We start from the raw sequence: 22,305 nt of genomic DNA on the forward strand, positions 1-22,305 counted from the left end.
GTTTAGTTCGTCTGATCACAGATACGTTATAAAGTAGTTTGAGACTTTTTTAAATCCGTCAATGCGTAAGTCCTATAAGCTTTTAAATAACAAAACCCTCAAATGAGGGCTTTGTTATTTAGGTTAAAAAAGAGATTACCTGCGTTTTTTTGCGCGAGATGGTTTCGATGGTTGTTGTTGCTGTTGTTGCTCTTCGTTCTGAGCATTGTTCTGCTTGTCTTTTTGCTGGACCTGCTTATGCTTCGCTCTAGTTTTCGCCATTATATACTCCTTTAGAGAACCGTCTCTATATCACTGGAAGTTCCATTCATTACTGTACCGTGTATACAAAATAAGCCAATCGCTGAGCTGTATCCAAATACGTTAATGTAATACAAATTTCACTAAGTCATTCAGCTATGAGCGAATCATTTTGGGGCTTATTACACTTCTTACATAAATTTGCAGCCTGATACCCATTTTAACTTTCAGCTAAAATCACTTAAACTTTTAGTGAAAAAGCAGCTATAAAAAAACCCGCAGTTAATGCAGGTTTTGATTTATAAATTACAGTTTTAAGCATCCATGTTGTCAATGATGGCCTGACCAAACTCAGAACAACGAAGTAAAGTTGCACCTGGCATCAGGCGCTCGAAATCATAGGTCACCGTTTTTGCCGCAATTGCCCCTGAAATCCCCTTAATGATCAGGTCGGCAGCTTCTGTCCAGCCCATATCGCGCAGCATCATTTCTGCAGACAGAATAATCGAGCCTGGATTCACCTTATCTTGTCCGGCATATTTAGGCGCTGTCCCGTGGGTTGCTTCATAGACTGCAATCGAACCGCCAATATTGGCACCTGGTGCAATCCCGATTCCCCCGACTTCCGCAGCAAGCGCATCAGAAATATAATCACCATTTAAGTTCAGTGTGGCAATCACGGAATAATCTGCCGGACGCATCAAGATTTGCTGCAAGAAAGCATCGGCAATGACATCCTTAATAATAATGTCTTTACCTGTTCTTGGATTTTTGATTTTAACCCACGGTCCACCATCCAAAAGCTCTCCACCAAAACGTTCTAGCGCAACTTCATAGCCCCATTCTTTAAACGCCCCTTCAGTGTATTTCATGATATTGCCTTTGTGTACCAAGGTCACACTCGGCTTGTCATTCTCAATAGCAAACTGGATAGCTTTACGCACCAGACGCTGGCTACCCTCTTTGGAGACAGGCTTGATCCCGATCCCACAATTGTCTTCAAAACGAATGTTGGTTACACCCATTTCTTGTTTCAGAAACTTGATCACTTTTTTTGCTTCGGGAGAATCTGCTTTCCATTCAATTCCGGCATAAATATCTTCTGAATTCTCACGAAAAATGACCATGTCGGTCAGTTCCGGATGATGTACCGGTGACGGAACACCTTCAAACCAGCGTACCGGACGCACACAGACATATAAATCCAGTTCCTGGCGTAATGCCACGTTCAGGGAACGAATACCCCCACCGACTGGCGTAGTCAGTGGACCCTTAATAGATATTACATAATCTCGCAGCGCTTCCAGAGTTTCTTCAGGCATATAAATGCCATAAATTTTATTAGCTTTTTCACCGCAGTAGACTTCCATCCATTCGATGGAACGCTTCCCGGCGTATGCTTTTTGCACAGCAGCATCTACCACAGCCTGCATTGTTGGTGTAATATCAACACCAATTCCATCCCCTTCAATAAATGGGATAATTGGATTATTTGGTACGTTGAGTGAAAGGTCTGCATTTACGGTAATTTTGGTACCATCCACAGGTACTACGATTTTTTGATATCCCATTATTAGTATTCTCCCTAATGCCGCTGACAAATCTTAAATAATTGCCAATTAGGCAATACTTTCAGCTGTTCTTAACGCATAATATTCTAATCCAGATTTGTTGTTTTTGAGATTTATACGGGAAATAACAAAGTTTCCCTTTTAAATAAACCTCTACATTTTTTAAATTAATGTAATTATAGAAGTTATTTCCTATGAAAATCGTCATTCTAAACAAACCTTATGACGTCCTCTCCCAATTCCGTCCGGATGAAAAGCATCCTACCATGGCCGATTTCGTCAACGACAAAGATCTGCGCCTTGCTGGCCGTTTGGACATGGACTCAGAAGGTCTGGTTTTTCTCACCGATCACGGTGGTCTCAACCAATATATCACCAATCCTGCCAATAAAAAGTTCAAAACTTATATGGTGCAGGTTGAAGGTGATATTACTGACGAGGCCCTTGAACAGCTTCGTAAAGGTGTTGAGCTGAAAGATGGCATGACGCTTCCTGCACGTGCTGAAAAAGTGTCTGAACCGGAATGGTTGTGGGAGCGTAATCCTCCTGTTCGTTTCCGTGCTTCTGTTCCAACGTCTTGGGTGGAGATTTCGATCTGTGAAGGTCGTAACCGTCAGGTTCGTCGCATGACTTCTGCTGTCGGCTTCCCGACCTTACGTTTGATCCGTACCAAAATTGGTGAGATTGATTTGGTTCGTATGGGATTGCAGCCGGGCGAGACCAGAGAAATTGAGCCATTACTTTACCCTGACTTCCAGAATATCCCTGCTGAAGAACCATATCGTTCACGTTCTTATGTGAAGAAGCCGGGGGGTACGGGTGGCAAACCAATCGTTCGCAAGAACAAAGATGGTTCCGTGAAAAAGTCTGGCACCAAACGCATCTGGCAAATGGATGAAAGCGAAAAGCCGAAACGTCGCACCAATGGTACTACTCGTCCAAATACCAAGGCACCACGTGGTCGTGGCCGGGGTCGTGGTTAAAGCCCAGCCTATTCATCAGGTAGTGACAGGCTAAATACCACGCCAGACGGCGTATTTTCTACAGTTGCTCCCCCCTGATGGAGCTGCATAATCGACTGCACAATGGCAAGGCCCAGACCACCCGTCTGGGCTTTTTCATGTCGGCTGTCATCTATCTGATAAAAACGCTCAAATAAATGCGGATGATGCTCATCTGCAATCCATACCTCTGGCGTCAGCACCGATATTTTAATGCTATGGTTCAGTCGCTGTGCCGACACACTAATCTCACTCCCCGGCTGACCATAAGTAATGGCATTGCTGATCAGATTGGCAACTGCGCGCTGTAATAATGCGGTGCTGGCAGTCAGACTTAAATCTGATGGAACATTAATTTTTAAATGCATCTGCTTTTCTTCAGCCAGAAAACTGAAGTACTCAAGTAATTCTTGCAGCATCTCATTCAGATTGAAATGCTGTTTTTCAACCGTAAATCCACCATGCTCTACCCGCGCGATAAACAGCATGCTTTCAATCATCTGGCTTAGACGTTCATATTCTTCCAGGTTGGAATAGAGCAGATTTTCCAGTTCAGCAGGCTCGCGCGGCCGCGATAACAGAATCTGTGTCTGCCCGATTAGATTGTTTAATGGCGTGCGAAGTTCGTGCGAAATATCCTCAGAAAAACGTGCCAACTGCTGATATGCAGACTGAATATTACCGAGCATATCGTTCATGGCCTGACTCAGCTCTTGCACCTCAAGCGTATTACTCTGCACATGAATGTGCTGATTGGGCTGCTGAATATTAACCTGTGCTGTCGCCAGCATCAGCTGACGCATTGACTTGAGAATATAGCGTCCAGCCAGCCAGGCCATAAAGGTCGAGAGCAATATACCAAGCAGACTATAGAGCACCAGCTTTGATAAATAGGTTGCCAGTGCCCTTTGTCCTTCTGCCAACTGTTTACCCGCTACCAGCTGGTAATTGCGACCATCAAACTGCACCTGTTTAAAAGCCAGACGTGTTGAAGGATGTTCAGCCTGATTATTCTGAAACTGTAATTTGGAGGAATAATGCAATGCCGGAATATGAACCTGTAAAGGATTGATCTCGATCAGACGACTATTCTGATGCTGCAGCAGCAATAAATTATCTTCCTGTCCTAGCATATTTTCATATAATTTGGGATGCTGGACCAAAAGCTTGAAACTCTGGGCATCTTCAAGAAAAATCTCAATCCGGGAAATACGCGCAGCCAGCGCCTGATCCTGCTGGGTCTGAATCATCTGTTGCATATTTTGATAAGACAGCAACGCCACACTCAGAAACACCACGCAAGACACCAGTGCAAATGCAATACTTAAACGTGTTGCCAACGGCAATAACACAGGGTTTTTCATGGACATTCATCTAGCTTATAACCCATACCACGTACGGTATGGATCAGTTTTGGCGTGTAATGATCATCAATTTTGCTACGCAGCCTGCGAATAGCCACATCGACCACATTAGTATCAGTATTAAAATTGATATTCCAGACCATGGACGCAATCTGGCTCCGGGTCATCACCTGTCCCTGATGTTCCATTAACAATTGCAACAGGGCAAATTCTTTCTGGCTCAAGTCGATCTTTTGTCCGTTACGGTAAACCTCATGCTTTAAGCGGTTCAATACCATATCTGAAATCTGATAGGCCTCCTGCTCCAGACGCGGCACACGGCGCAACAGACTTTTAATTCGGGCCAGTAATTCAATATAGGAAAAAGGCTTGGTCAGATAATCATCGGCACCAAGCTCCAGTCCTTTAACCCGATCTAGCACATGATCGCGGGCGGTAAGCATTAATACCGGAATCTGGCTAAAAGTTCGCAGGGTTTGTAATACCTGCCAGCCATCCAGGTCCGGCAGCATCACATCAAGCAGCACCAGATCAAAAGACTGTTGCTGCAAACACGATAATGCACGCACACCATTTTCTGCGATGGCCGTACTATAACCTGACTCATTCAGTCCTTTTGCCAGATATTCAGCAATCTTGACTTCATCTTCTACAATTAAAATATGCATGTCAGTAGTTTAGCTGTTTTTAGCTAGTTCTAGATTACAAATTGGTAATCTGATTGTCATGCTGTACTGGCGGATTTTTTTCTAAGATAGTCCCAGTAGCCAATTGCATGAAAGATAACCATGAAAATTTCAATTGCCAACACAACCCTGACCATGCTCAGCAGCGTATTACTATTCAGCTCACTGGCACATGCAGAATTTAAAACGGCGCCAGTCATGTCGCTAGAAGTAGCAAAGCTCATGGCCAGCAACGTCATGCTTGCTTGCCAGAAACAGGCCAAGCCGGCGGCAGTCATTATTCTGGATCAGGGTGGCAACCTGCTGGCCAGCCAGCGCCATGAATCTGTCGGCATTCACAACCTGATTGCAGCGGAACGGAAAGCTTTCACCGCGTATTCAACTAAAACCAGCACACTGGATTTTATGCGCAATGCCCAGAAAAATCCGGATGCACAGAATCTGAATAGCTTGCCTGAATTGCTATTACTGGGTGGTGGCGTCCCTGTCATTTACCAAAACCAGATTGTAGGCGCTGTAGGCGTCGCAGGTGCGGGCGGTTCAGTACAGGATCATCAATGTGCCAATAGCGGCATTCAAACCACCTTAAAGCAGCTTTGATTTCTTTTAATTAGTAATTTTTTATTCCTTTGATTAAACATTATTCCGTCATTCCAACGAGGAACATAACATGAAAAAAATCTTAATCGCGACTCTTGCCACTACTGCAGCAACTCTTTCTTTTGCCCAGAACCCGCTGAGTGTACACGTGCTGAATCTGGAAAATGGCCTACCTTCTCCGAATGTAGAAGTGACGCTGGAAACACAGAAAAATGGCAAATGGGTACAGCTTTCACAAGCAAGGACCAATCCTCAGGGTCGTATCACAGCACTGTACCCAGAGAATAAAACCTTTGATAAAGGAACCTACAAAGTGACTTTTAAAACTGGTGACTGGTTTAAAACCCAAAAGCAAAACAGCTTTTTCCCGGAAGTACCGGTGATTTTTGAAGTAGATGGCTCAGTCAATCACTATCATATCCCGCTGCTATTAAGCCCCTATGGTTATTCAACCTATCGCGGCAACTAAGCTCTCCCACTTAAGGCCCACCCTCTTTGGGCCTTCCTTTTTTTTCTTGTTATTCTTTTATTGAAATGCCATTTACGATTCATATTTAGTGATCTAAAAAATAAAATGTATTCAAAAAAGGAGCTTTACATTGGATCAGCAAGCTAACCAGATGTTTAATCAGGACCAAGAGGTCTTTGCGATACATTGACTGCTATAGCAGAACGCAAAGCCAATAATGGTCGTACTAGCATTTTATGAATTCAAATGAGGAATCAGCATCATTAAATCGCAGCTAAATTCAATGGAACTTCCTGACCTCTCATCAAATAAATATCATGTTGATATTTAGTCAATAAAAAACCGATGCCTAAGCATCGGTTTTAAAGTTTTAAAGTTTTAAATTGAATTAAGCTTTCAACCATTTCTCAGCTTTGGCCTGATCTTCAACTTTCAGTTCAACTTCGGTCAGTTCAGCACCGCCTGCCTGAACTTCAAAAGTCATCAGCTCATCTCGACGGAACGCGTATACTGTAAAACTACCGTTCTGTTTTGCATAGCTTTCGAGAAGCTTGGTGGTGGCTTTTAGACCGTCAATCGCAATAATCACGTCATTGGCAGAAAGACCGGCCTGTACAGCCACAGCATCACGACGAGCAGATTGAACCAGTACACCTTCGGGCTTATCAACCAGTTTTAAGCCGAATGGCAAAGACTTGTCATTTTTCAGGCTATAACCGATACCAAACTCAGGTAAGAGCTGATCCAGCGGTAGTTCATCTGTCGTATTGATCAAGTGATTAATCTGTTCTGACCAATCATCACCTGTCAGTTCTTTGCATAATTCAAAGATTGTCCGTTCGTGCACCTGAATACCATTTTGCGCATTTTCATACAAACGGCGCATTAAGGCATCCAGACTTGAACCACGTAAACGCAGTCCCAAGTCCAGACATAGCGCTACCAGACAACCTTTGTTGTAATAGCTGGTTCCGGCATTATTGGAGTTTTCATCCTGACGGTAGAATTTCACCCAGGCGTCAAAACTGGATTCAGCCACTGACTGAATCGCACGTCCCGGATTCTGCAAATAACGGTCAATCTGTGCTTTTAACAAAGCAATATATGATTCCTGATTAATCACGCCGCTACGCAGCAAAATCAAATCATCGTAATAAGAGGTGAAACCTTCAAAGATCCACAGCAAAGACGTATAGCCTTCTCTGTTTAGATCATAGTTCACGAAGTTTTCAGGTCGAATAAACTTCACCAACCATGAATGGAAATATTCATGGCTACATAAGCCGAGGAAACGCTGATAATCTTTTGAAGGTTCTTCAGGTTCATTGGCTTTCGGCAAGTCATCACGTGGTGAAATCAGACTGGTAGAATTTGGATGCTCCAAACCACCATAGCTATTGCCTGTTGCCATGGTCATAAAGGTATAGTCCGCAAATGGCGCTGAACCAAACATGGAAATTTCTGTACGACAGATTTTTTCAATGTCCTGCTGCATACGCGTAGCATTCATGGCATGTTTGCCTGACACCACAAATTCATGTGGAATCCCATTGGCATCAAAACTGAAACGGGTTTGTTCTGCCAGCTCAAATGGCGCATCAATCAGTTCGGCATAGTTTTTAGCTTTCAGCGTGAAACGGCCTTTGACCAGACTTTTGGCCTGCATGCCTGTTGCCAATTGGAAATGCTTTAATTCATCTGGCAGGAAGATTTCCAGTTCAATTTCTTTATTTTCCTGACCTTCCAGCCCCAGACATGCACAAGCCGGGTTCACGTAGAGACGATTTTGATCCACGTATGCACCACGAACGGACAGGTCATAGGCATAGACATCATATTCCACCGTAATCAGCTCATGATCGGTATTGAATAAACGCCATTTATTCTTTTCAAACTTCTGGATTTGTAGCTGGCGCCCATCTTCATCATAAGCCTTGACCGCTTCAATATGTTTGGAAAATTCCCGGATCAGATAGCTTCCTGGAATCCAGGTCGGCAATGACAAGACTTGCGTCGGATCAGCAAGAAAGCGAACAGTTACGTGAATAAGATGCTGACGATAATCGTCAAATTCGATTTGATAATGCAACATAATAGACGATATAAAATTAAAATAAATGAGATATAGCTTAGCTTAGCATTTTTTAAGCCAAGATGGTTTAGCTGTCTTATTTGTCTACATTTACGACTAGCTATCTGTATAAAAAAGGCATAGCATGCGTGAAAATTAAATCGTTCAACACCCAGCGGGTTATCAAGGAACACCATTGAAATACATCATCTCACTGATTGCGGTATTCAGTTTATTTATTTCTGCATTTTCCCATGCTGCCCTACTCAATATTATGCCTGAAAGCGTTGAAGCTGAAGCCTGGACCATTCTGGATTCACAATCTGGTCAAGTTATTGCCGAGCACAATGCTGATGTTCAGCGTGCTCCGGCCTCGCTAACCAAAATGATGGTGGCTTATATTGCCTTAAAGGAAATTGAGGCCGGAAAATTAAATAAAAATGAAGTTTTAACCGCGACTTCTGTGGTGAAAACTGTGATGTGGGATGAGTCACAGATGTACCTGAAAGAAGGTGATCAGATTTCAGTCGATCAGCTTCTGGCGGGCTTAATTATCATGTCTGCCAATGATGCTGCGGTGACGCTGGCTGAGAAAATTTCGGGTGGTATTCCGCAGTTTGTTGAACGCATGAATCAGGAAGCCAAAGCGCTGGGCATGCAGCATACCAATTTCCAGAATCCGGCAGGTATTACCATGCCTGAACATTATTCTACTGCCGCAGATTTGGCCAGACTATCTATGGCAGTCGTCAATGAAACTCCGGATTATCTGTATTATTCCAAACAGCCAAGCTTTACCTATAACCGACATTTTCATCGCGCAACCAACCGTGTGCTTCAGGTAGATCCTACCGTGGATGGTTTAAAAACCGGTTTTACCCGTGCAGCAGGCTACAACCTGGCGCTGACGGCCAATCGTGTCACGGCAGATATTGAAATGCCGAACCGACGTCTGATTGTGGTAGTACTGGGTACTAAAAGTGCGGCAAAACGCGCTGAAGTATCGCATAAGCTAATGAATCTGGCCTATACCTATACCCGCAATGAAGTAGCGATCAAAGATAAAAAGCTACTGGCTGAGCTGCCTGTAATCAAATCAACCTTAAAAATGTTTAAGGTGCAGACCAAGCAACCGCAGATTATTACCACTTCTTTATATGATCAGGGGTATAGTATCGACCTGAACCAGTTTGATCAAACCCAACAGCGTGTCATGCTGAATACAGGTGATGGCGTTTTAAAAAGTATCGAGCCTTTACAGGAAACGCAAACTCATATCAATGTTGAAGTGAAAGCATCTGAACTCATTGCACCTTTGGCGACCATGATGCCTTTGGCGACTATTCAGGTTTATCAGAATAATCAGTTGATTCGTACCATTCAGATTGAGGATCATGTCGAAATTGAAGAAGCCAACCTGTTTCAGAAATTCTTTACTTGGCTACAAGGCTTATTCGGTTTGTTTTCAGACAATACGCCAAGCGTAAAGCTTTATCCTTTAGATAGATAATAGCCCTACATCTCAAGTTACTTTTCTTTAAGCTAGAAGATCTACTCGCTGATCTTCTGGCAGATTTTCTTTTCTCCCTGCATCACTCCCTCAAGACAGGGAAACTTACCTGCTCTCACAGAATTGCTACGTTTTGTAATGTGTATAACAATTTTAACCAAGACGCGATCTGGCCCATGCCATAGTATATTTTCTTTCTATTTCTCTTATTTTTATTAAAAAAATAAACAGGTTAATCATATATGACAGCACATAAAATCGTGATTGTGGGTGGTGGTGCCGGTGGTCTGGAACTGGCGACTCAGTTGGGTGATAGCTTGGGTAAAAGCGGTAAAGCCCGGATTATTCTGGTCGATCAAAAACTGACACATATCTGGAAACCGCTGCTGCATGAAGTGGCTGCAGGTACCTTAAATCCACATCAAGAAGAAACCAATTATTTTGCTCATTCAGCGGCACATCATTATGAATTTGTCTTGGGTACATTCACAGGACTAGATCGTAAAGCCAAACAAATCTTGGTCGAAACAGAGTATTTCTCCAAAATAGCCCAATCCAAGAAAAACCAGCATATTTCCTATGACACACTGGTACTGGCCTTGGGTTCTACCTCGAATGATTTTAATACTGAAGGGGTAAGACAATTCTGTCATTTTCTCGACAGCCGTAAACAGGCGGATGTTTTTCAGCAGGACATGTTGCATCTCTATCTGAACGCACAGCATGAAGCTTCGAATCGTGAACTGAATATCGCGATTATTGGTGCTGGAGCAACTGGGGTAGAACTGGCAGCGGAGCTGGTAGAAGCCAAACATAATTTCTTTAAATATGGTTTAAACAAGGTTGACCCGAAAAAAGTCAAAATCACCCTAATTGAAGCGGCGGACCGCATTCTGACGGCGCTCTCACCTAGAGTTGCTGAACACACCATGCAACAGATGGAAAAGTTTGGCATTGAAGTCTTGACCGGTCATCGGGTGGCCAAGGTCGATGAAGACAAGATTTATTTTACAGATGGTTCAAGTCTGGATGCCGAGATTAAAGTCTGGGCCGCAGGTATCAAAGCACCTGAAGTCTTGGTGCAACTACAAGATATGGAAAAGGACAATATTCACCGATTGAAAGTCTATTCCACCCTGCAGACCAAGTCTGATCCAGACATTTTTGCTTTTGGTGACTGTGCACATTGCCAACCTGCAGCAGATGAACCGGTATTGGGTCCACGCGCCCAAGTCGCCAGCCAGCAGGCCAACTTTCTGGCCAATGCCTTAAAAGCACGGATCAATGAGGAAAACTACTTACCCATGTTTAAATTTTCTGACAAAGGTTCACTCATTTCCCTAAGTCAGAATAAAGCCGTTGGGGAATTACTCGGTCAGGTCAATGTGCAAGGCTTTGTCGCCAAATCAATGTATGTGTCCTTGTACCGGATTCATCAGGCAACCATTCATGGGTATGCGCATGCAGGCATTCTAACCGCAAAAGATTTTGTTACACGGAAAATTTCTCCAAAGCTGAAATTGCATTGAAATTCCAGAATTTGGCCCAATCAATGAAAAAATCGTCAATAAAATTGTCGAATTGCGTTTTTTTGCTAATTTTAGTCTACAAAAACGCAATTTCACTTTATGATGTACCCTTAAAAAATTGAATGGATCAATTAACATGACTGCTATTGCAAATAACCACGTGGTTTCTTTCCACTACACATTGACTAACGCAGAGGGTGAAACTCTCGATCAATCTCAAGGTGAACCACTTGCCTATTTGCACGGTGCAGGTAATATCATCCCAGGATTAGAAAACGCGCTAGAAGGTAAAACTGTAGGTGATAAATTCACTGTAAACGTTCCAGCTGCTGAAGGTTATGGCGAATACAACCCAGACCTAGTTCAAGAAGTTCCTGCGCAAATGTTCCAAGGCGTAGACAATATTCAAGCAGGTATGCAGTTCCAGGCTCAAACTGATGACGGCGTGCAAATCGTAACTGTTAAAGCAGTTGAAGGCGACAATGTTGTTGTTGATGCTAACTTCCCACTTGCTGGTCAAGATCTGACTTTTGAAGTTGAAATCGTATCTGTTCGTGAAGCTTCTCAAGAAGAATTAGATCACGGCCATGTACATGGTGCAGGTGGTCACCAACACTAAGATCTTCTGATCGGGTGTGATAAAGGGCAAAGTGCAAACTTTGCCCTTTTTTGTTGCCAAGAAAAATAGCTCAAACAATGTCCATCAAAAAATGAGCCATAAAAAAGGCAGGATCAATACCCTGCCCTTTTAATCCCATCAAGATCTTCTTTCAAAGAATAATCATTGGATTATTTGTTTTGGTTATAAATCTGCATTGCTGCTGGCAACTGCTGACGCATCTGTCCAATACGCTGGCTATTCGATGGATGCGTAGACAGGAAAGCGACTCCGCCGCCACCTTCTAATTTATTCATTTTTTCCCACAGGGTAATGGCTGCATTCGGGTTATAGCCTGCACGCGCCATCAGCATCAAACCGCCCTGGTCAGCACGACTTTCCAGATTACGCGAGTACGGCAAACCAATCCCGATCTGACTACCCAGCTGTGCAGCTGCAGCGCCGCCCTGACCTACACCTGCTGCACTCAGGCCAATTCCCAAGGCCAGGTCAGTGAGGGCCTGCGCGCCGATTTTCTGCTTAGAGTGCTCTTCTAAGGCATGTACCATTTCATGACCCATAATTGCTGCAATTTCAGCATCAGTCAGATTCAGTTTATTCACAATACCAGTGTAGAATACGACTTTACCACCCGGGGCAACAAAGGCATTGACCTGGTCAGATTTAAGTACAGCCAGTTGCCACTGGAATGGCGTACCGGTTTGATTCATTTGGTTAGCAATCGGCTTCAAGCGATTAAACACGGTATTAATACGTTTATATGTGGCTGAACTGGTATCCAGCTGACCTTTATTGCGCGCATCATTCACCATGGCATTATAGCTTTGGCTGGCAGATGCATTTAAAGTCGCAGTATCCGCCCCGGCAATATCGGCAATGGTAGTACAACCCGACAATGTCACCACTGTGGCAGTGGCCATACTTAATAAAAGTTTATTCTTCATTATAATTAACTCTACCTTAGCTCAAGCTTAATTTACATTGTAAAAATTATAAGGGAAAGCATGCAGTAGCTAAACGTATAATTACTCCATCTTCTTATAAATTATGTAATTTTTAAGCCAAGTACTGTATCGCTAACCAGTAAATCAGACAAATAATATTTAAGCCCAGATACCCCTGACTGAGAGGTTTTATTTTCTGTTCAAGTATTTCATCTTTACGTTTGAAATATAAAAAAGCATTTTGCAGCAAGATAACAGGCACTAGGATACAGGCAATAATGACGCTGAGACCAATGAGTACAGTATAAATAATCTCAGGATTTTGGGTTTGCGCACGAATAATCATCATGGCAATTGTTGGTGCCCCGCCCATCGCGAATAATAATGAATAAAACATGGTCGCCGATATATTTTTTTGCATCCTGATACTCATTTTTCTTTCTTTATATATCGATATGTTAAAGCACATCATGCCTGATTACCGATGCAACTTTAGTCTTGAAATAGCTACATAATTTCAACCTATAAAAAAACCCATCCGAAGATGGGTTTTTTTATTGAAGCTTAAAACAAATTAAGCATCGAATGGATGGCGAAGAATGATGGTTTCTTCACGGTCTGGACCCGTTGAAATGATGTCGATTGGACATTCAATCAATTGCTCAAGACGTTTTACATAGTTCAATGCAGCTTGTGGCAACTGATCCAGTGATTTCGCACCAAAAGTTGACTCAGACCAGCCTGGCATAGTTTCGTAAATCGGTTTTAAAGTTTCGAATGCAAGCGCATCAGAAGAACCCACACAACCAGAATCTGCAGCTTCATAGCCTACACAGATTTTCACTTCTTCCAAACCGTCAAGAACGTCAAGTTTAGTCAGGCAAATACCAGAAAGTGAGTTTACATCGACTGAACGGCGTAGAATTTCAGCATCGAACCAGCCACAACGACGTTGACGGCCAGTAGAGGCACCAAATTCATTACCAATCGTACCGAGGTGTTTACCAATCGCATCACCTGTGTCATTTGCAGCGTCATACACCAGCTCGGTTGGGAATGGACCTGCACCTACACGCGTTGTATACGCTTTGGTAATACCCAGTACATAGTCAAGGTGCAAAGGACCCAGACCTGAACCAGAGCTTACGCCACCAGCAGTTGTATTCGAAGAAGTTACATACGGATATGTACCGTGGTCAACGTCAAGAAGTGAACCTTGCGCGCCTTCGAACATGATGTTGTCACCGTTTTTACGGTAGTTATGCAATTCAGTAGTTACGTCCACAACCAGTGGAGCAACAACCTTACGCCATTCGTCACACAGTGCCAGCACATCTTCCAGTTTAACTGCTTCAACACCGTAGTATTGAGTTAACTGGAAGTTATGGTAGTCCAGTAGTTCAGTCAGCTGGGCTGTAAGATGTTCACCACCACGTACCAGGTCAGCAACACGTACTGCACGACGTGCCACTTTATCTTCGTATGCAGGACCGATACCACGACCTGTCGTACCAATCTTCGCATTACCACGTTTTTTCTCACGCGCCTGATCAAGTGCGATGTGGTTTGGCAGGATAAGTGGACAGTTTGGAGAAATGCGTAAACGTTCTTTAACAGGAACGCCTTCTTTTTCAAGAATGTCCATCTCTTTGATGAGCGCTTCAGGAGAAAGAACCACACCGTTACCAATTAAGCACAATACGTTTTCACGTAAAATACCTGATGGAATGAGGTGTAAGACAGTTTTCTTACCACCAACCACAAGAGTGTGACCTGCGTTATGTCCGCCTTGATAACGAACTACCGCTGCCGCTTGATCTGTGAGCAGGTCGACGATTTTACCTTTACCTTCGTCGCCCCATTGGGTACCAAGTACCACAACATTCTTGCCCATAATAGCCTCATTACATCATGCTGTTAAAGTTGAAAGCCCCACTCAGTGACATGAACACTGAGCCAAGCAATTAAATCGTTTTGACTGTCCACTCGCCATCTACACTCACCAGCTGGTGCGTCGCATATGGTACAGAGCTTAAATCATCATTACCCAGTAACTGAATTATACTCAAGCCTTGTGCACGGAGGTTCTGAATCGCCTTCAGAAGTTCTGCATCGCTGCCTTTAGGTGCAACGACCACCTGTATCGTATCAAACTGGCCTGCACTTAAAGCATATAAGTCACACGAGAAACCGGTTGCAGGACGGGCACGCCCAAAATGCTCACCAATGCCATCATAACGGCCACCTTGTGCCAGTGCAGCTGCACGGTTCGGCGCATACACGGCATACATCAGACCAGTATGATAATGGTACGAACGCAATTCAACTACATCAATACCAATGCTCAAGTCTGGCCAACGGGTCTGAACTTCTTCCCTAGTGATTTGTAGTGCATCAAAAGCTTGCTTGAATGCAGGATTTGCCAGCACTTCAGCGCTTAGATTTGCTTGCAATGCATCCAGGTCACTGGCATAGCGCCCAAGTGCATAAAAATCCTGACCAAATTTCAGCTCTGCCGTGAATTCTGCTAATTCCGGTAAAGCCTTGCGTTGGTATAAATCAGATAATTGCTGTTCAGCAACTTTGTTCAATCCTGCTTGAGCCACCAGACTGCGGAATAAACCGACATGACCTAAGTCCAGATGAATACCATCTGCCTGGCCTGCCTCCTGAATCAGACTGATCATCAAGTCGACCATTTCAACATCGGCATCGATGCTGTCTGAACCAAATAGCTCTGCACCCAACTGTAGTGGCGCACGCGAGGTATTAAAACCGCGAGGTTTGGTATGCAAGACAGTTCCTGCATAACAGTAACGTGCAACACCTTCCACTGGATGTACATGCGCATCAATACGAGCCACTTGTGGTGTCATATCGGCACGCACACCAAGTAAACGACCAGAAAGCTGATCGATCACCTTAAAAGTGGCTAAGTCTAAATCTTGATTCGATTCTGAGAGAGAAGATAGAGATTCGATGTATTCAATGAATGGCGTGTACACCAGCTGATAACCTCGAGATGCAAGGAAATCCAGTGATTTACGGCGCAGGCTTTCAATGACTTGCGCTTGTTCTGGTAATACATCAGCTACACCATCAGGTAATAACCATGTCTCTGAAATGGGCATGTTGTAAACCTAAATTCTTGTCAGCGCGGAACGAATCCGCATAAAAAAATCGGGAGCACACCCGATTTCTCCTAGTCTAGCACGATAGTTTTGGCTGTGCATCGCAAATTTTATAATTTTCGCCACCTGATGAAAGGATCAACAATTGTGTCAACTATCAGCATTTTATTGCATCTTAAAAACACAAAACCCAGCATTAAATCAAGGATAGTCCCATCATAATTTTTACCGTTTACACTGAGATTTCAGTTTTATCCTGTGACGGCAGAGAATTTGAGTTAAATAATGCATCTGGAACTTATTATCAGAATCCAGATATGCTCATCCGCGTCTGAAAAACAATCGCGCGTAATCAAATGAGAATTGGGTCTATCAGCTGTGCCAGTACTTGACTTTATCCCCTCCATTTCACAGTTTATGCAAAATGGTTTTATCTGGCTGAATGCTCTCTATAGTCTGGTACTGCCTCCTTTCAAAAGATCTCTAAAGGGGGTGGGATGATTTCTGGGGATCAACCACTTTAGTCAGTAAACTGACCAGCTCCGCATTTTGCAACTCAACCTGCTGAAGCTTTGTTGTGGTCTGATCCAGTACTTCCTGCTGGACATGCATTTTTTTGGCCAGATCCTGCATAATTTCCAGAGTCTTTTTTAAGTTTTCTTCAAGATGCGCGACTTTTTCTTCAACTGGCACACCTTGCTCGGTACGTGGCTCATCATTCTGATTAAACTGCAGCCAGATCAGAAAAATCACCGCCAAAGTCAGCAGTATAATAAAACCCCAAACCATCATCATGTGCTTGCTCTTATTTCATTTTATTGTTTTTATCTTAACGAAAAATACTGCAGATAATCTAACTAATTCAGCTTCAAATACTGATTTTCGATCAATTACAGCCAAATTCTCCTAAAAATTGGCTGGCAAAATATTCTGGACATGAAAAAAGCACCTTATCTTCGGTGCTTTAGGGATTTAAATAACTCGAACTTAATGAAATGATTCACATAAATCTAATAAACGGTTGGCATAGCCCCATTCATTATCATACCAGGCAAAAACTTTAGCTTGGTGTCCAACCACCAGCGTCTGAGTCAAATCCACAATCAGTGAATATGGAGAATGATTAAAATCACTGGATACCAAAGGCTCATCTGTTACCGCCATGATTTCTGCGAAGTCCTGCCGGGCAGCCTTGATCAGAACTTCATTCAGCTTGTGATCGGTAATCGGTGACTGAGAAACAAAGGTCAAATCAATTGCAGCGACATTAATAGTCGGCACCCGAATCGAATAACCATCGATACGATCTTCCATTTTCGGCATTACCCGCTTTAAGGCACCCAGTGCGCTCGAAGTCGTAGGAATGATGTTATGGCCCGAGGCACGTGCACGACGCAAATCACGATGTGCATGATCCAGTACCGATTGATCCGCCGTAACAGCATGGATTTCGGTCATCAGGGCGCTATTGATACCAAATGCATCATCGACAATTTTGACCAGTGGTACCAAAGCCTGTGTAGTACAAGAAACACTGGAAATGATCTGATCCGATGCTTTGACTTCATGATGATTGACACCATAGACAATCGCAGCATCCACAGTATCAAAAGGTGCGGCACCGATAATCACACGTTTCGCCCCTGCCTGAATATGCTGGGTCGCGGCTTCACGGGAACGGAACAGCCCGGTACACTCAAGTACTACATCTACAGCCAGATTTTGCCAAGGCAGCTTTGCCGGCTGGGCCTCACACAAAACCTGTACTTTTAAAGTGGCATCTTTATAGCTGATATGCAGATAAATATGTTCAGCATCATAGCTGAGATCTACCTGCCCTGAAAAACGGCCATGGGTTGAGTCATATTTAAACAGATGAATCAGGGTTTCAACATTGGCAATATCGTTAATGGCTACGATTTCAAAGTTAAAATCTTTCGGATTTTCAAACCATGCACGTAGTACATTCCGTCCAATACGCCCAAATCCATTGATTGCCACTCGTTGCATGACTCAACCTTTAATATGCCTATTTTAGAACTCTTCTATGTTAAAGGATTTCTGGCGCCGTACATTAAAAAACTTCAGTGAAAATACTGATTTTCGATTATTTTCTTTCTGATAGATCAGGTTCTCTCTGCATCATTTAAAATTCCAGTTATTTTTCAAGAGATGAAATTATCGGAATTTTGCCCTTAGAAAGATTCAATTTAACTATTTAGCAAAAAACCTAAGCACATAAATCCTTAGCAATTGGTTTTAAAATGATTGGTGCGTACTGCTTTTTCCGTTATAATTTGGCGTTTTAAATTTTTAAGCCCCACATTGCAGCAGAGCTTTTGTATGCTTGTCAGACTGTGGTGTTTTTGCCAAATCGGAAATTATGGAGTGACTTGGTTGTGAGTACTCGTTTTATGACATCAGCTGAAATTCGTGAAGCATTTTTGCGTTACTTTGAATCGCAAGGGCATACACGTGTCGCGTCGAGTTCTCTAGTACCCGCCAATGACCCAACTTTGCTGTTCACCAATGCGGGTATGAACCAGTTTAAAGATTGCTTCTTAGGTCTAGAAAAACGCGATTATGTCCGTGCCGTATCATCACAGAAATGCGTACGCGCAGGTGGTAAACACAACGACTTGGACAATGTCGGTTATACCGCCCGTCATCATACTTTCTTTGAAATGCTGGGTAACTTCTCGTTTGGTGACTACTTCAAGCGTGATGCGATCAAATTTGCCTGGGAATTCTTAACGAGCGATGAATGGTTAGCACTACCTAAAGATAAACTCTACGCCACTGTGTACCACACTGATGACGAAGCATTTGATATCTGGAACAAAGAAATCGGTCTAGATGCCAGCCGTATTATCCGCATTGGCGACAACAAAGGCGGTCAATACGCATCAGACAACTTCTGGGCAATGGGCGATACCGGTCCTTGCGGTCCTTGTTCTGAAATTTTCTTTGACCACGGTGATCATATCTGGGGTGGCCTGCCGGGCACGCCTGAAGAAGATGGTGACCGCTTCATCGAAATCTGGAACAACGTTTTCATGCAGTTTAACCGTACTGCAGATGGTGTGTTACACCCTCTTCCAGCACCTTCTGTTGATACAGGTATGGGTTTGGAGCGTATTTCTGCTGTTCTTCAGCACGTTAACTCAAATTATGAAATCGACCTGTTCCAGCACTTGTTAAAAGCGGCTGCTGAAATCATCGGTTTAGACACTTCTGAACTTGAAGCAAAAGCACAAGCTGAAGGCAAGCCCGTAGATTATCCTGCATCTTTAAAAGTGGTTGCCGACCATGCACGTTCATGCTGCTTCCTGATTGCGGATGGTGTAAACCCGTCTAATGAAGGCCGTGGTTATGTATTGCGTCGTATCATCCGTCGTGCAGTTCGTCACGGTAATAAACTGGGTGCGACAGGTTCATTCTTCTATAAGATGTTACAGCCTTTAATTGAAGTAATGGGCGAAGCATATCCTGAACTGGAAGCCAACAAAGCACGCATCGAAGCACAACTGCTGAAAGAAGAAGAACAGTTTGCCAAAACACTTGAGCAAGGTCTGAAATTGCTTGAAGGCGAACTGGCAAACCTGAAAGGCTCTGTGATTCCAGGTGAAGTGGTATTTAAACTTTACGACACTTACGGTTTCCCGACTGACTTAACCGCTGACATTGCACGTGAACGTGATTTAACAATTGACGAAGCTGGTTTCGAAACTGAAATGGCTGCACAACGTCAACGCGCTCGTGATGCAGGCAAATTCGCAATCGACTATAACTCTGTTGTGAAAGTTGAAGGTGAAACTCAGTTTGAAGGTTATGACGCCACTGCTGGTCAAGGTCAAATCATCGCAATCTATAAAGATGGCGAGCAAGTTGACGAAGTAGTTGAAGGCGACGAAGCACTAATCGTATTGAACCAGACTCCTTTCTATGCAGAAAGCGGTGGTCAAATCGGTGATACAGGACTCTTCAAAAACGATACCGGTATTTTCGAAGTTCAGGATACCAAGAAATCTGGCGGTGCATTTGTACACCAAGGGATCGTGACCATGGGTAACTTGAAAGTTACTCAAAATGTAGAAGCAACGGTAAAAGCAGACATTCGTGCCGCAACTGCACGCAACCACTCTGCAACTCACTTGTTACACGCTGCTCTTCGTCAAATCCTGGGTGCACACGTCCAGCAAAAAGGCTCATTGGTTGCATCTGACATTTTACGTTTCGACTTTGCCAATGACCAGCCTGTGACTTTTGAACAGCTTCAAGAAATTGAACGTCTTGTGAATGCTGAAGTCATCGCAAACACTGAAGTAACAACTGAACTGCTAGACATCGAATCTGCGAAAGCAAAAGGTGCGATGATGCTGTTCGGTGAAAAATACGGTGAAGAAGTTCGCGTACTGTCTATGGGTTCTGTGATTGAAGAGAAAAACTTCTCCATCGAACTGTGTGGCGGTATTCATGTGAAGCGCACTGGCGATATCGGCCTGTTCAAGATTACCTCTGAAGGTGGTGTGGCAGCGGGTGTACGTCGTATCGAAGCAGTGACTGGTACCAAAGCAGTTGAAGTAGCTCAAAAAGCGGATCGTGATATCAACACTATTAATAGCCTGTTAAAAGCTCAAAAAGATCAAACGATTGAGAAAGTTGAAGCGCTGGTTGATACAGCATCAAGCTTGCAAAAACAGATTGAACAACTCAATCAAAAATTAGCAAGCCTGCAAGCTGGTGAACTTTTAGGTCAGGTTCAAGAAATTGCAGGTCGTCAAACACTCATCACGACTGTTCACGGTATGGATGCGAAAGCACTGCGTAACCTGCATGATGGCGTGAAATCAAAATTAGAAAATGCAGTCATTGTTCTTGCAGGTGTAGAGGGTGACAAGGTGAGCTTGATCGCATCTGTTGCAAAAGACTTTACTGCTTCTATTAAAGCAGGTGACATCATCAAACACTTGGCAACTGAGCTCGGTGGTAAAGGTGGTGGTAAACCTGACTTGGCACAAGGTGGCGCACCACTTAACGAGAAGTTTGCTTCAGTGATGGCTGATTTACCAGCTTGGCTTGCAGCAAAATAAAAACTTCATTTTGTGTAACTGACCCTGATAGGAATATCAGGGTCATGGTTTATATGGAACAACTATGGCATTAATCGTTCAAAAATATGGCGGTACCTCTATGGGTACTCCAGAGCGCATTTTAAATGTTGCTCGTCGTGTAAAGCGCTGGCATGACCACGGCCACAAGGTAGTGGTGGTTGTATCGGCAATGAGTGGCGAGACCAATCGTCTGCTCGCTTTAGCGAAAGCCATTACCGAAACCCCTGATCCGCGTGAACTAGACCAAATGGTTTCTACGGGTGAACAGGTAACGATTTCCATGCTTGCAATGGCGTTGAATTCGATCGGGGTTGAAGCTAAATCTTTGACTGGACGCCAGGTTGGCATTAAGACTGACAGCGCATTTACCAAAGCCCGTATCGAGTCGATTGATACTGACGTATTGACTAAAAATCTGGACGCGGGTCGTGTAATTGTAGTTGCCGGCTTCCAGGGCTTTGATGCTGAAGGCAACACAACAACTTTAGGTCGTGGCGGTTCTGATACTTCAGGTGTGGCACTGGCTGCTGCACTCAAAGCTGACGAATGCCAAATCTATACTGACGTTGATGGCGTATATACCACTGACCCTCGCGTTGCACCAAAAGCGAAAAAAGTCGACCGTATTTCGTTTGAAGAAATGCTGGAAATGGCATCACTTGGTTCAAAAGTTCTACAAATTCGCTCTGTTGAATTTGCGGGTAAATACCAAGTACCTTTACGCGTACTTTCAAGCTTTGACAATGACAATGATGGCGCGTTTGACGAAGAATTTAAAAACAACGTTGGCACACTTATTACGACTGAATTGGAAGACAACATGGAACAGCCAATTATCTCTGGTATCGCGTTTAACCGTGACGAAGCTAAACTGACTATCCTAGGTGTGCCTGACATTCCAGGTATTGCATCTAAAATCTTAGCACCGATTGGCGCTGCGAATATCGAAGTCGATATGATCATCCAAAACGTAGAAGAAGATGGTACGACTGACTTCACATTCACTGTAAACCGTGGCGAACTTGCAAAAGCAAAAGCAATTCTTGAAGCAACCGCTAAAGAAATTGGCGCACGTGAAGTTGCGACTCGTGATGACATCGTAAAAGTATCGATCGTAGGTGTAGGCATGCGTTCTCATGCAGGTGTAGCGAGCAAAATGTTCACCGCCCTAGCTGACGAAGGTATTAACATCCTGATGATCTCGACTTCTGAAATCAAGATTTCAGTCATCATTGAAGAGAATTATCTTGAACTTGCTGTACGTTCATTGCATACCGCATTTGGTCTAGACCGCGAACAAGGCGAATCTAGCGCACGCGCTTAAGCGAAAAAACAAAATATTGTCATTGTTTGACACTATTTTATAAAACTCTACAAAAATGCAGAGCCGCTATAGTTTTTTTTATAGTGGCTCTGTTATATTAAGCATGAGGATTTTTAACCAACTGAGATAGAT

The 22,305-nt window shown here is 43.5% G+C and carries 19 protein-coding genes; 8 read left to right on the plus strand and 11 right to left on the minus strand.

Going from position 1 to position 22,305, the window contains the following annotated elements:
- Positions 1 to 135: 135 nt before the first annotated feature.
- Together VXQ92_RS13360 and icd are read right to left on the minus strand one after the other, a co-directional pair.
- Positions 136 to 261: a hypothetical protein gene (locus tag VXQ92_RS13360; protein WP_263600643.1), complete on the minus strand. Its 126-nt coding sequence runs from the start codon at positions 259 to 261 to the stop codon at positions 136 to 138.
- 293 nt (positions 262 to 554) lie between these two features.
- Entirely contained in the window at positions 555 to 1,811 is a 1,257-nt protein-coding gene (icd, locus tag VXQ92_RS13365) for an NADP-dependent isocitrate dehydrogenase (RefSeq protein ID WP_064096649.1), read from the minus strand.
- 194 nt (positions 1,812 to 2,005) lie between these two features.
- On the opposite strand from icd, the gene VXQ92_RS13370 reads away from it, so the two are divergent.
- Positions 2,006 to 2,794: an rRNA large subunit pseudouridine synthase E gene (locus tag VXQ92_RS13370; RefSeq protein WP_064101859.1), complete on the plus strand. Its 789-nt coding sequence runs from the start codon at positions 2,006 to 2,008 to the stop codon at positions 2,792 to 2,794.
- An 8-nt stretch (positions 2,795 to 2,802) separates the two neighbouring features.
- On the opposite strand, the gene VXQ92_RS13375 is transcribed toward VXQ92_RS13370, so the two are convergent.
- Positions 2,803 to 4,176 carry a heavy metal sensor histidine kinase gene (locus VXQ92_RS13375; RefSeq protein WP_416682090.1) on the minus strand — a complete coding sequence of 458 codons (1,374 nt, stop codon included), beginning with the start codon at positions 4,174 to 4,176 and terminating at the stop codon, positions 2,803 to 2,805.
- Complete coding sequence (locus VXQ92_RS13380) at positions 4,173 to 4,844, minus strand: heavy metal response regulator transcription factor (RefSeq protein ID WP_416682091.1); 672 nt, start codon at positions 4,842 to 4,844, stop codon at positions 4,173 to 4,175. The genes VXQ92_RS13375 and VXQ92_RS13380 overlap by 4 nt, the downstream gene beginning before the upstream one ends.
- Before the next feature lie 120 nt (positions 4,845 to 4,964).
- Between VXQ92_RS13380 and VXQ92_RS13385 the strand changes: the two genes are divergently transcribed.
- A complete protein-coding gene (locus VXQ92_RS13385; protein ID WP_416682093.1) occupies positions 4,965 to 5,462 on the plus strand; it encodes a GlcG/HbpS family heme-binding protein in 498 nt (165 codons plus the stop codon).
- Positions 5,463 to 5,532: 70 nt separating this feature from the next.
- On the plus strand, positions 5,533 to 5,931 hold the full coding sequence (uraH, locus tag VXQ92_RS13390; protein ID WP_064096644.1) for a hydroxyisourate hydrolase: 399 nt from the start codon (positions 5,533 to 5,535) through the stop codon (positions 5,929 to 5,931).
- A gap of 388 nt (positions 5,932 to 6,319) precedes the next feature.
- Here the strand turns inward: uraH and VXQ92_RS13395 are convergent, their stop codons facing one another.
- Positions 6,320 to 8,023 (minus strand): M61 family metallopeptidase, encoded by a 1,704-nt coding sequence (locus VXQ92_RS13395; protein WP_416682096.1) that lies wholly within the window; start codon positions 8,021 to 8,023, stop codon positions 6,320 to 6,322.
- A 175-nt stretch (positions 8,024 to 8,198) separates the two neighbouring features.
- Between VXQ92_RS13395 and VXQ92_RS13400 the strand changes: the two genes are divergently transcribed.
- The 3 genes from VXQ92_RS13400 to slyD all read left to right on the plus strand — a co-directional run bounded on the left by VXQ92_RS13400 (position 8,199) and on the right by slyD (position 11,660).
- On the plus strand, positions 8,199 to 9,512 hold the full coding sequence (locus tag VXQ92_RS13400; protein ID WP_416682098.1) for a D-alanyl-D-alanine carboxypeptidase PBP6B: 1,314 nt from the start codon (positions 8,199 to 8,201) through the stop codon (positions 9,510 to 9,512).
- 242 nt (positions 9,513 to 9,754) lie between these two features.
- Positions 9,755 to 11,041: an NAD(P)/FAD-dependent oxidoreductase gene (locus tag VXQ92_RS13405; RefSeq protein ID WP_416682099.1), complete on the plus strand. Its 1,287-nt coding sequence runs from the start codon at positions 9,755 to 9,757 to the stop codon at positions 11,039 to 11,041.
- Between the two features lie 136 nt (positions 11,042 to 11,177).
- On the plus strand, positions 11,178 to 11,660 hold the full coding sequence (slyD, locus tag VXQ92_RS13410; protein WP_064096640.1) for a peptidylprolyl isomerase: 483 nt from the start codon (positions 11,178 to 11,180) through the stop codon (positions 11,658 to 11,660).
- 170 nt (positions 11,661 to 11,830) lie between these two features.
- Here slyD and VXQ92_RS13415 read toward each other — a convergent pair whose 3' ends face one another.
- The 6 genes from VXQ92_RS13415 to VXQ92_RS13440 all read right to left on the minus strand — a co-directional run bounded on the left by VXQ92_RS13415 (position 11,831) and on the right by VXQ92_RS13440 (position 17,745).
- Entirely contained in the window at positions 11,831 to 12,604 is a 774-nt protein-coding gene (locus VXQ92_RS13415) for a M48 family metallopeptidase (RefSeq protein ID WP_064096639.1), read from the minus strand.
- Between the two features lie 112 nt (positions 12,605 to 12,716).
- Positions 12,717 to 13,025 carry a hypothetical protein gene (locus tag VXQ92_RS13420; protein WP_416682102.1) on the minus strand — a complete coding sequence of 103 codons (309 nt, stop codon included), beginning with the start codon at positions 13,023 to 13,025 and terminating at the stop codon, positions 12,717 to 12,719.
- Between the two features lie 153 nt (positions 13,026 to 13,178).
- Positions 13,179 to 14,498 (minus strand): adenylosuccinate synthase, encoded by a 1,320-nt coding sequence (locus VXQ92_RS13425; protein ID WP_064096637.1) that lies wholly within the window; start codon positions 14,496 to 14,498, stop codon positions 13,179 to 13,181.
- Between the two features lie 70 nt (positions 14,499 to 14,568).
- Complete coding sequence (locus VXQ92_RS13430; RefSeq protein ID WP_416682103.1) at positions 14,569 to 15,735, minus strand: ATP phosphoribosyltransferase regulatory subunit; 1,167 nt, start codon at positions 15,733 to 15,735, stop codon at positions 14,569 to 14,571.
- 483 nt (positions 15,736 to 16,218) lie between these two features.
- The gene (locus VXQ92_RS13435; protein WP_064096635.1) at positions 16,219 to 16,530 is read right to left on the minus strand and encodes a hypothetical protein; all 312 of its coding nucleotides are present in this window, start codon (positions 16,528 to 16,530) and stop codon (positions 16,219 to 16,221) included.
- Between the two features lie 192 nt (positions 16,531 to 16,722).
- Complete coding sequence (locus tag VXQ92_RS13440) at positions 16,723 to 17,745, minus strand: type I glyceraldehyde-3-phosphate dehydrogenase (RefSeq protein ID WP_144725027.1); 1,023 nt, start codon at positions 17,743 to 17,745, stop codon at positions 16,723 to 16,725.
- A 389-nt stretch (positions 17,746 to 18,134) separates the two neighbouring features.
- Here VXQ92_RS13440 and alaS point away from each other — a divergent pair, with 389 nt between their 5' ends.
- Positions 18,135 to 20,828: an alanine--tRNA ligase gene (gene alaS / locus VXQ92_RS13445; RefSeq protein WP_416682104.1), complete on the plus strand. Its 2,694-nt coding sequence runs from the start codon at positions 18,135 to 18,137 to the stop codon at positions 20,826 to 20,828.
- A 64-nt stretch (positions 20,829 to 20,892) separates the two neighbouring features.
- Positions 20,893 to 22,173, plus strand: coding sequence for an aspartate kinase (locus VXQ92_RS13450; protein ID WP_144725025.1), 1,281 nt, complete (start codon positions 20,893 to 20,895; stop codon positions 22,171 to 22,173).
- The last annotated feature ends 132 nt before the right edge of the window (positions 22,174 to 22,305 follow it).

It is taken from the genome of Acinetobacter sp. 228 (genome assembly GCF_048147885.1).

Excerpts from the sequence above, each read along its gene's own strand:
- VXQ92_RS13360 (WP_263600643.1), bottom strand. The coding sequence starts at position 261 with ATGGCGAAAACTAGAGCGAAGCATAAGCAGGTCCAGCAAAAAGACAAG.
- icd (WP_064096649.1), bottom strand. The coding sequence starts at position 1,811 with ATGGGATATCAAAAAATCGTAGTACCTGTGGATGGTACCAAAATTACC.
- VXQ92_RS13370 (WP_064101859.1), top strand. The coding sequence starts at position 2,006 with ATGAAAATCGTCATTCTAAACAAACCTTATGACGTCCTCTCCCAATTC.
- VXQ92_RS13375 (WP_416682090.1), bottom strand. The coding sequence starts at position 4,176 with ATGAAAAACCCTGTGTTATTGCCGTTGGCAACACGTTTAAGTATTGCA.
- VXQ92_RS13380 (WP_416682091.1), bottom strand. The coding sequence starts at position 4,844 with ATGCATATTTTAATTGTAGAAGATGAAGTCAAGATTGCTGAATATCTG.
- VXQ92_RS13385 (WP_416682093.1), top strand. The coding sequence starts at position 4,965 with ATGAAAATTTCAATTGCCAACACAACCCTGACCATGCTCAGCAGCGTA.
- uraH (WP_064096644.1), top strand. The coding sequence starts at position 5,533 with ATGAAAAAAATCTTAATCGCGACTCTTGCCACTACTGCAGCAACTCTT.
- VXQ92_RS13395 (WP_416682096.1), bottom strand. The coding sequence starts at position 8,023 with ATGTTGCATTATCAAATCGAATTTGACGATTATCGTCAGCATCTTATT.
- VXQ92_RS13405 (WP_416682099.1), top strand. The coding sequence starts at position 9,755 with ATGACAGCACATAAAATCGTGATTGTGGGTGGTGGTGCCGGTGGTCTG.
- slyD (WP_064096640.1), top strand. The coding sequence starts at position 11,178 with ATGACTGCTATTGCAAATAACCACGTGGTTTCTTTCCACTACACATTG.
- VXQ92_RS13415 (WP_064096639.1), bottom strand. The coding sequence starts at position 12,604 with ATGAAGAATAAACTTTTATTAAGTATGGCCACTGCCACAGTGGTGACA.
- VXQ92_RS13420 (WP_416682102.1), bottom strand. The coding sequence starts at position 13,025 with ATGCAAAAAAATATATCGGCGACCATGTTTTATTCATTATTATTCGCG.
- VXQ92_RS13425 (WP_064096637.1), bottom strand. The coding sequence starts at position 14,498 with ATGGGCAAGAATGTTGTGGTACTTGGTACCCAATGGGGCGACGAAGGT.
- VXQ92_RS13430 (WP_416682103.1), bottom strand. The coding sequence starts at position 15,735 with ATGCCCATTTCAGAGACATGGTTATTACCTGATGGTGTAGCTGATGTA.
- VXQ92_RS13435 (WP_064096635.1), bottom strand. The coding sequence starts at position 16,530 with ATGATGATGGTTTGGGGTTTTATTATACTGCTGACTTTGGCGGTGATT.
- VXQ92_RS13440 (WP_144725027.1), bottom strand. The coding sequence starts at position 17,745 with ATGCAACGAGTGGCAATCAATGGATTTGGGCGTATTGGACGGAATGTA.
- VXQ92_RS13450 (WP_144725025.1), top strand. The coding sequence starts at position 20,893 with ATGGCATTAATCGTTCAAAAATATGGCGGTACCTCTATGGGTACTCCA.